This window comes from Xenorhabdus indica (assembly GCF_014467235.1).
In the GTDB taxonomy this organism is placed as follows: domain Bacteria; phylum Pseudomonadota; class Gammaproteobacteria; order Enterobacterales; family Enterobacteriaceae; genus Xenorhabdus; species Xenorhabdus indica.
Window position 1 is genome coordinate 22750 of the sequence record NZ_NKHP01000012.1, and the last position, 9265, is coordinate 32014.

Below are 9265 nucleotides of genomic sequence, written 5' to 3' on the forward strand. Positions count from 1 at the left end.
GTATCTCATGGCTGAGTGGAATGGTGAGTATGTCAGCCCTTATGCTGAACATGGCAAAAAAAGTGAACAGGTCAAAAAAATTACGGTTTCAATTCCATTAAAGGTATTGAAAATACTGACGGATGAGCGTACCCGTCGTCAGGTAAACAATCTGCGTCATGCAACAAATAGCGAATTGCTGTGTGAAGCATTTCTCCACGCGTTCACTGGGCAACCTCTACCTGACGATAATGATTTACGTAAAGAACGTCATGATGAAATCCCTGAAGCTGCAAAAGCCATAATGCGTGAACATGGGATCGATCCCGAAACTTGGGAATATTGATATCTCCTTTATCTCAAGTCGTTGTTTGTATGCTGTACTGCGACTTGAAATCAATCAGATATAACAAAAATGCCCGATGGAAAACATCGGGCATTTTTGTTGGAAGCAAGAATTACTTCTTGAAACCTGGAACGCTGAAACGTTTATTAAAGCGATCAACACGACCACCAGTCGCAACGTCACGCTGCTTACCAGTGTAGAACGGGTGGCATGCACCACAAACGTCCAGATTCAGGTCGTGACCTACGGTAGATTTGATTTTGATAACATTACCACAAGAGCAAGATGCAGTAATTTCTTCGTACTTAGGATGAATACCTTGTTTCATGGGGAAAACCTCTGTTAAGGCCGTGTCGCTATCCAGCCCTATAGCCGCCAGACACCACACGTCGTGTTGATTAAAATAAGTTCGGTAATTTTCATACCAAAGGCGGCGAATCATACAGAATATCGTTTTATTGCGCAATGAAATCCACTGATTTGCTATGATACTCTTTGTCATTATATGTTGCTTTAGTCTTGCCATTAATCATCATTCGGAAATCGCCTTATGACCGTTGTTCAGGTTGCTTTACCTGTCCCTTTAGCTCGCTCTTTTGATTATCTGTTACCTGAAAGATTGCCGATCCCCGCCCATGGGATCCGGGTACGTGTGCCATTTGGCAAACGCAATGCAATAGGTGTAGTTACAGGGATTGCAGACAACAGCGATTTTCCCCTTGAGCAACTCAAACCGATTACTGAACTGCTTGATGAATCGCCACTTTTTTCTGAGGATCTTTGGCAGTTGCTCCTATGGTCTGCCTGCTATTATCACTATCCACTTGGCGAAGTCCTTTTTCATGCCATGCCTGTTTTGCTACGACAAGGTAAACCCGCAGAATTCTCCCCTCTCTGGCAATGGCAAGTGACAGAAGCAGGCCGTGAATTGCCTCTTGAACAACTTAAACGCTCCACCAAACAGCAACAAGCTTTAGCTAAATTGCGCCAAACATCCATTTATCGCCATCAAGTCCCTGAATTAGAATTGAGTGAAAGTGCATTGCAATCACTGAAAAAAAAGGGATTAATTAATTTACATCCGGTACAACCGGAAACTGAAAATTGGCATGAACATTTTCGCATCATCGGGGAACGGCTAAAACTCAATACAGAGCAAGCCACCGCAATTGGAGCCGTTCGCGCAGAAGATCATACTTTTTCTCCCTGGTTACTTGCCGGCATCACTGGCTCAGGTAAAACCGAAGTATACCTGAGTGTTCTGGAAAACATTTTGACACAGGGAAAACAAGCACTGATCTTAGTTCCCGAAATTGGTCTGACTCCCCAGACTATCCGCAGGTTCAGAGAGCGTTTCAACGCGCCCGTTGATGTTCTGCATTCCGCCTTAAATGACAGTGAACGGTTATCGGTATGGTTAAGAGCAAAACGAGGAGAAAACGCCATTGTCATCGGTACGCGTTCTGCACTGTTCACTCCCTTCGCTCACTTAGGTGTCATCATCATTGATGAAGAGCATGATAATTCTTATAAACAACAAGATGGCTGGCGCTATCACGCTCGTGATCTGGCGGTCTTCCGCGCCAAAAAAGAGAAAATTCCTATCATTCTGGGAACAGCAACACCAGCACTGGAAACACTATTTAATGTAAGACATGGAAAATACAAACAACTTACTTTGACGAAACGAGCCGGTCATGCCATGCCAGCAACCCAACACCTGCTGGATATGAAAGGATTGCCGCTGACCGTCGGTTTATCTCAACCTCTCGTTAACCGCATTGGCAAACATTTGCAAGCAGATAATCAAGTCATCCTATTTCTGAACCGCCGTGGTTATTCCCCTGCCCTGCTGTGCCATGAATGTGGCTGGATAGCCGAATGCCAGCGTTGTGATCACTACTATACCCTGCATCAGAATCATCGCTATCTGCGCTGCCATCACTGTGATAGCCAGCGACCCATTCCTCGTCAATGCCCCCAATGCGGGACGACACATCTCATCCCTGTGGGGCTAGGTACTGAGCAACTTGAAGATGGCATTACTCAACTGTTTCCTGACGTTCCGGTTACCCGTATCGACAGAGACACGACCAATCGCAAAGGAGCACTGGAACAACAACTCGCTGATATTCATCAGGGTGGTGCCCGTATTTTGATCGGCACTCAAATGTTGGCAAAAGGCCACCATTTTCCTGATGTCACACTAGTCGCTTTATTGGATGTCGATGGTGCCCTGTTTTCTGCTGATTTCCGTGCGGCTGAACGGTTTGCACAATTGTATACTCAAGTTTCCGGTCGAGCAGGACGAGCAGGCAAACGCGGAGAAGTTGTACTTCAGACTCACCATCCAGAACATCCACTTTTACAGGTGTTGCTGGAGAAAGGCTATGACGCATTTGCTCAGCAGGCAATGGAAGAGCGCCGGCAAGCACTTCTGCCCCCTTTTGTCAGCCATATCATGCTACGGTCGGAAGATCACGATAATCAGCAGGCGCCTGCTTTTTTGCAACAAATGCGCCAACTGTTTGAATATCATCCACAATATGATGAACATGTATGGATTATGGGACCAGTTCCCGCATTACAGGCCAAACGGGGTGGCCGATATCGTTGGCAATTACTGGTGCAACACCCTTCGCGCATTTTTCTACAAAAAATGATGGCAGAGCTCTACCCACACATCACAGCGTTGCCACAAGCACGTAAAGTAAAATGGAATATTGATGTTGATCCCACAGAAGGTTGATAAAAAAGCAATTGATTATTGCAGTAAAAACTCCAAATTGAACAGAAGTCTATGAAAAAACAGTGGCAATTATTTCCTTAATTTGCGAAGTAGCTCTAAGAAATGATGTATATCACATTTTTTATGTAAACAAAGTAACGGGTTGAACTGTTAATCGGTTTAAAATGAATTTATTAATAAGACTGTAGAAAACGAGCCGCCAGTGCTTCCCCACAGGAATAACTGGCGTTTTTTTACTTTCGATTTTTTTACTTTCATTTCGGATAACAATCGTTTCGCTACCTATAGAACATGAGGAGTGAACTATGGAAAAAAAGAATTGCGCATTAGCGACAATGAAAGATGTCGCCAAAGTAGCGGGAGTTTCTACTGCAACTGTATCAAGAACGCTTATGAATCCTGATAAAGTTTCTGCGCACACCCGCCAGAAAGTCGAAAATGCTGTACTGGAAGTGGGTTACTATCCGCATAATCTCGCCAAGAATTTGAGGAGAAATGAGTCCAGAGCCATCCTGGTTATCGTTCCCAATATCAGCGATCCTTTCTTCAATGAAAGTATCCGCGGCATTGAAGAAACTGCGGCAAAACATGGTTATCTGGTTCTGATCGGTGACTGCAAACACCAACAACAGCAAGAACATGCTTTTATCAATCTTCTCATTACCAAACGCATTGATGGCATGATCTTACTGGGCTCAAATGTTCCTTTCGATGTCTCTAAAGAAGAACAGAAAAATATGCCTCCCATGGTGATGGCCAATGAATTTGCACCTGAACTAGGGCTTCCTACTGTCCATATCGATAATCTGACCTCCGCTTTCAATGCCACCCATCACCTGCAAAAAATCGGGCACAAACGCATCGCCTGTATCACCGGACCAGATACAATGCCACTGTGCCAATATCGGCTTCAAGGTTATATTCAGGCATTACGTCGTACCGGCGTTCCTATCCGTGATGAATATATAGTCAGAGGTGATTTCACCCATGAAAGTGGTGCTGAATCAGTAGAAACCTTGCTGACCCTGCCAGAACCTCCCAGCGCCATTTTCTGCCACAGTGATGTCATGGCAATTGGTGCAATGTGGCAAGCTAAAAAAATGGGATTAAAATTACCAGAAGACCTGTCCATTGTTGGTTTTGATAATATCAACATGGCGCAATACAGCGAACCACCGCTGACAACTGTAGCACAGCCATGTTATGAAATTGGGCATAACGCAATGCTTTTGTTGCTGGAACAGCTCCAGGGCCGTATGGTTTCGAAAGGTTCACGATTATTAGATGCAGAATTGCTTATTCGTGAGAGTACTTGTTCGCCTAAAAGCTAGGCAAATAACTACATGTTCAGTAACATTAGGTATCTACTCCTTAATTTTTTAAATAACTCAGCGAATTAAACACAGTGGCACAACGAGATTATGTGAGTCGCGGGCATTCCAATCCCCGTCGGAAAGGTACTGGTAAGAAAAAAAATCAGGCTCAAGGACTACCTAAAACGACATTAGCTATCGCCGTCGCTTTGGTGGTCACATTCATTGGTGGACTTTATTTCATCGTACATACTAAAAATGGAAGTGTACAAGATACACCACCAATCACTCACCAACCTAAAAGCCATGGTTTGCCACCAAAACCAGAAGAACGCTGGAGTTATATCAAGGAGCTGGAAAATCGACCTGTTGGTCTGCCATCAATGCAGGAACCCTCTTCAATCCCTAATCAACAGAACAACAGCCCAACGGAACTGACACCAGAACAGCGCCAATTACTTGAACAAATGAAGGCAGATATGCGCCAGCCACCAACACAATTGGCTGAAGTACCCTATAACAGTGAGCCAGTTCCTCGCTCACGCGTTCTTGTGAATCCACCAGTACAAAAACCATCGCCAGAATATACTCCACAGCAAAATCCTGTGCTTCAACAGGAGAATAAGCCATCGGTGCAATTTCAATCACCTCAAACTCAAATGCCTCAGACTCAAATACCTCGGTCTCAAACTTCCAATGAGACCAGTAAGTCAAAGACAACGCTAAATGAATCCAGATTAATGCTACAATGTGGTTCATTCCGTACTATAGAGCAGGCAGAGTCCGTCCGTGCCAGCCTCGCGTTGGTCGGTATTGAGAGTAAGATTACAATAAAAGACAGTTGGAATCGGGTTGTAGTGGGACCGTATAAGAGCAAAGATAGTGCGGAAAAAATGCGCAATCGCATTGCCAATACGGGGATTTCCAACTGTATTCTCCGCCCTGCTGGGGGTTGAAAAATCAAAAAATTCCCCCATCTTGATCTCTAATAACGAACATACGGTGCTTTAGATAAATAATCGTGGCATTGTCAGCCAAAGTACCGTGTGTGCCATCTTCTATTTTTTAACCAGGGGCTAACTCGTGACTACAATCGTAAGTGTTCGCCGTAATGGCCAAGTTGTCATCGGTGGTGATGGACAAGCAACAATGGGTCATACCGTTATGAAAGGCAATGTCCGTAAAGTACGCCGCCTTTATAATGACAAAGTCATAGCGGGTTTTGCCGGCGGTACTGCAGATGCCTTCACCCTGTTTGAGCTGTTTGAACGTAAGCTCGAAATGCATCAAGGGCATTTGACTAAAGCAGCAGTTGAACTAGCTAAAGATTGGCGGACAGACAGAATGCTCCGCAAGCTGGAAGCCTTGCTTGCCGTTGCAGATGAAAATACCTCTCTGATTATTACAGGTAATGGTGATGTGATTCAGCCAGAAAATGATCTTATCGCTATTGGCTCCGGTGGCTCATATGCACAAGCAGCAGCCCGCGCAATGCTGGAAACCACCGAACTCAGCGCCCGGGAAATCGCAGAACGCGCCCTGACTATCGCTGGCGATATCTGTATCTACACCAACCAAAATCATAACTTCGAAGAATTACCCTCAAAAGCGTAAGGATAGATAGTATGTCTGAAATGACTCCTCGCGAAATTGTCAGCGAACTTGACAATCATATCATCGGTCAGGATAAAGCAAAGCGTGCTGTTGCCATTGCGCTGCGTAACCGCTGGCGTCGTATGCAGTTGGATGAATCACTGCGTTACGAAGTAACTCCGAAAAATATTCTGATGATTGGCCCAACCGGTGTTGGTAAAACCGAAATCGCCCGTCGTCTGGCAAAACTGGCCAATGCACCTTTTATCAAAGTTGAAGCAACAAAATTCACTGAAGTCGGTTATGTCGGTAAAGAAGTTGATTCCATTATTCGTGATCTGACTGACGCTGCCGTGAAAATGGTTCGCCTGCAATCCATTGAGAAAAACCGCCACCGTGCCGAAGAACTGGCTGAAGAGCGTATTCTGGACGTTCTGTTGCCACCAGCAAAAAATAACTGGGGACAACCTGAAGCTCAACCAGAGCAATCCTCAACCCGCCAGACATTCCGCAAGAAACTGCGTGAAGGCCAACTGGATGATAAAGAAATCGAGATCGAAGTTGCTGCTGCTCCTGTTGGTGTTGAAATCATGGCACCTCCGGGTATGGAAGAGATGACCAATCAATTACAGTCTATGTTCCAAAACCTGGCTGGTCAGCGTCAAAAAAGTCGTAAGCTGAAGATCAAAGATGCGTTCAAACTGCTGGTGGAAGAAGAAGCTGCGAAACTGGTTAACCCTGAAGAGTTGAAACAGCAGGCAATTGATGCAGTTGAACAGCACGGTATCGTCTTTATTGATGAAATCGATAAAATATGTAAACGTGGTCAAAGCTCCGGCCCGGATGTTTCTCGCGAAGGCGTTCAGCGTGACCTATTGCCATTGGTTGAAGGCTGTACTGTCTCCACCAAACACGGTATGGTAAAAACTGACCACATTCTATTTATCGCTTCAGGCGCATTCCAGGTTGCCAGCCCTTCTGATTTGATCCCAGAGTTACAAGGACGTCTGCCTATCCGTGTTGAATTGCAGGCGCTGACAACTGAAGACTTTGAGCGCATCCTGACTGAGCCGAATGCTTCACTGACAGAACAATACAGAGCATTGATGGCCACTGAAGGTATGAATATTGAGTTCACCGCTGACGGTATTCGCAGAATTGCAGAAGCTGCATGGCAAGTTAATGAGACTACTGAAAATATTGGTGCCCGCCGTTTGCACACTGTGCTTGAACGCATGATGGAAGATATCTCTTTCGAAGCCAGCGAATGTCAGGGCCAATCTGTTGAAATCAATGCTGACTATGTCAAAACACACTTAGATGAGCTGGTAGCTGATGAAGATCTGAGCCGTTTTATCTTATAATCGGTTTAGAGCCTGATTCAACAGCAGTAAAAAATGGAATGGGAGGCTTACCTCCCATTTCTCTTTTTCTTAAACCAAAATCTATTACACTGAAATGCTTGATAGCAATATGAGTTCAATAACAACGGGTAATCAGATACAGGCATGGCTGGAAAGCTTACGCCTCAAAACTCTTCCACTTGCTGTAGCAGCCATTATGACCGGATCTGCCCTTGCATCATGGGCGGGTCATTTCAAATGGTCGGTGGCGTTGCTGGCCTTATTAACCGCCTCCCTGCTACAAATTCTGTCCAATCTTGCCAATGATTATGGTGATGTCACCAAAGGTAGTGATACCGAAAAACGCATCGGCCCAATGCGCGGTATGCAAAAGGGCTTGATCACAGCACAACAAATGAAAGCCGCATTAAAAATTACCGTGTTGCTCTCTTGTCTCTCAGGAATTTCTCTCATTATCGTTGCTTGTCATAGCCCAAGCGATATTATCGGTTTTCTGGGCCTGGGGTTACTGGCGATCATCGCTGCGATTACTTATACGGTAGGCACTAAACCGTATGGTTATATGGGGTTGGGTGACCTTTCCGTCCTTATTTTCTTTGGTTGGCTCAGTGTCCTTGGTACTTACTATCTGCAAACCAATACTTTTTCTCTGGACACCATTCTGCCCGCAACAGCCTGTGGCTTACTCTCCGTGGCAGTGTTGAATATTAATAATTTGCGTGATATCGAAACAGATCGCCAAAACGGTAAAAATACACTAGCGGTCAGGCTAGGTGGAAAAAAAGCCCGCTACTACCATGCAACACTGCTTACAGGTGCTATGCTCTGCTTTGTCCTCTTTACCCTCTTATACCTAATCAATTGGTATAATTGGTTATTTTTGCTGGCTTTCCCCTTGTTATTGCAGCATATGTTACAGGTACTGCACGATCCAACAGCCAAAGGTATGCGCCCCAAGCTGGTACAAATGGTCAAGGCTGCATTATTGACTAACATCCTGTTTTCCATTGGATTGATACTTAATTAGGCGAGTACATATCAATTTTATACACACGTTTTAAGATTGATGATTTTGCCAACACTGGTCTTAAAAGGATATACTGTTCGCTCCTTGCATAAACCAGACGTAAATCCCATGAAATATGATACTTCCGAACTTTGTGATATCTATCAAGAAGATGTAAACGTGGTAGAGCCATTATTCTCCAACTTTGGTGGGCGTACTTCATTTGGTGGTCAAATCATCACAGTGAAATGCTTTGAAGACAATGGATTGCTTTATGATTTACTGGAAGAACACGGACGTGGACACATTTTGCTCGTCGATGGTGGTGGATCGGTACGCAAGGCTCTTGTCGATGCCGAGCTGGCTCAACTTGCTGTCAATAATGAATGGGAAGGTATCGTCGTCTACGGTGCTGTGCGTCAGGTAGATCACCTTGCTGAGCTCGATATTGGCATTCAGGCAATGGCTGCTATCCCTGCTGGTTCCAACAGCGAAGGCATCGGAGAAAGTGATATCAGGGTGAATTTTGGTGGCGTAACTTTCTTTTCTGGTGATTATCTTTATGCAGATAATACAGGGATGATCTTATCAGAAGTTCCGCTGGTGATGGATGACGATAGCGATGATGATGATGATGATGATGATGATGAAATGTAATATCCGCATAAACCTATACCCTATCATCAATCTCCACGATATATAAAAAAGGGCGTAGTTATCCTGTCTCTTCTACACAAATCCCTCGATTGAATCGAGGGATTTTTTTGAACCTTTTTCTACCTGGCTGATCTCAATAAGAAATACTACGTTGAGGTCACGTATGATGTTTTCAACAGATGCTGAGCAATGGGCAAAAGACACTTTTCAATATGCTGATTTAGGGGATAGCCGCCGCACTAAGCGGCTGATCAAACT

The 9265-nt window shown here is 44.7% G+C and carries 10 protein-coding genes; 9 read left to right on the forward strand and 1 reads right to left on the reverse strand.

The genetic code is table 11. The features are described 5' to 3' along the window. Window positions 1-7 precede the first annotated feature (7 nt). Window positions 8-325 carry a met regulon transcriptional regulator MetJ gene (gene metJ / locus Xind_RS10880; protein ID WP_047682628.1) on the forward strand — a complete coding sequence of 106 codons (318 nt, stop codon included), beginning with the start codon at window positions 8-10 and terminating at the stop codon, window positions 323-325. A gap of 112 nt (window positions 326-437) precedes the next feature. Here metJ and rpmE read toward each other — a convergent pair whose 3' ends face one another. Then, entirely contained in the window at window positions 438-653 is a 216-nt protein-coding gene (rpmE, locus tag Xind_RS10885; RefSeq protein WP_047682798.1) for a 50S ribosomal protein L31, read from the reverse strand. Window positions 654-875: 222 nt separating this feature from the next. Here rpmE and priA point away from each other — a divergent pair, with 222 nt between their 5' ends. The 8 genes from priA to Xind_RS24065 form a co-directional block, all read left to right on the forward strand. Next, window positions 876-3074, forward strand: coding sequence for a primosomal protein N' (gene priA / locus Xind_RS10890; protein ID WP_187650068.1), 2199 nt, complete (start codon window positions 876-878; stop codon window positions 3072-3074). A 305-nt stretch (window positions 3075-3379) separates the two neighbouring features. Beyond that, the gene (cytR, locus tag Xind_RS10895) at window positions 3380-4405 is read left to right on the forward strand and encodes a DNA-binding transcriptional regulator CytR (protein ID WP_047682634.1); all 1026 of its coding nucleotides are present in this window, start codon (window positions 3380-3382) and stop codon (window positions 4403-4405) included. Window positions 4406-4479: 74 nt separating this feature from the next. Then, the gene (ftsN, locus tag Xind_RS10900) at window positions 4480-5343 is read left to right on the forward strand and encodes a cell division protein FtsN (RefSeq protein ID WP_187650069.1); all 864 of its coding nucleotides are present in this window, start codon (window positions 4480-4482) and stop codon (window positions 5341-5343) included. A gap of 127 nt (window positions 5344-5470) precedes the next feature. Next, window positions 5471-6001, forward strand: a complete 531-nt coding sequence (hslV, locus tag Xind_RS10905; protein WP_047682640.1) for an ATP-dependent protease subunit HslV — start codon at window positions 5471-5473, stop codon at window positions 5999-6001. 11 nt (window positions 6002-6012) lie between these two features. Then, window positions 6013-7344, forward strand: coding sequence for an HslU--HslV peptidase ATPase subunit (gene hslU / locus Xind_RS10910; RefSeq protein ID WP_047682642.1), 1332 nt, complete (start codon window positions 6013-6015; stop codon window positions 7342-7344). A gap of 109 nt (window positions 7345-7453) precedes the next feature. Then, entirely contained in the window at window positions 7454-8371 is a 918-nt protein-coding gene (locus Xind_RS10915; RefSeq protein WP_047682645.1) for a 1,4-dihydroxy-2-naphthoate polyprenyltransferase, read from the forward strand. Window positions 8372-8479: 108 nt separating this feature from the next. Then, entirely contained in the window at window positions 8480-9007 is a 528-nt protein-coding gene (gene rraA / locus Xind_RS10920) for a ribonuclease E activity regulator RraA (protein WP_187650070.1), read from the forward strand. A 166-nt stretch (window positions 9008-9173) separates the two neighbouring features. Continuing rightward, a partial coding sequence (locus tag Xind_RS24065; RefSeq protein WP_187650072.1) for a transposase DNA-binding-containing protein occupies window positions 9174-9265 on the forward strand: 92 nt, incomplete at its 3' end.

Excerpts from the sequence above, each read along its gene's own strand:
- rraA (WP_187650070.1), top strand. The coding sequence starts at position 8,480 with ATGAAATATGATACTTCCGAACTTTGTGATATCTATCAAGAAGATGTA.
- hslU (WP_047682642.1), top strand. The coding sequence starts at position 6,013 with ATGTCTGAAATGACTCCTCGCGAAATTGTCAGCGAACTTGACAATCAT.
- rpmE (WP_047682798.1), bottom strand. The coding sequence starts at position 653 with ATGAAACAAGGTATTCATCCTAAGTACGAAGAAATTACTGCATCTTGC.
- metJ (WP_047682628.1), top strand. The coding sequence starts at position 8 with ATGGCTGAGTGGAATGGTGAGTATGTCAGCCCTTATGCTGAACATGGC.
- priA (WP_187650068.1), top strand. The coding sequence starts at position 876 with ATGACCGTTGTTCAGGTTGCTTTACCTGTCCCTTTAGCTCGCTCTTTT.
- Xind_RS10915 (WP_047682645.1), top strand. The coding sequence starts at position 7,454 with ATGAGTTCAATAACAACGGGTAATCAGATACAGGCATGGCTGGAAAGC.
- cytR (WP_047682634.1), top strand. The coding sequence starts at position 3,380 with ATGGAAAAAAAGAATTGCGCATTAGCGACAATGAAAGATGTCGCCAAA.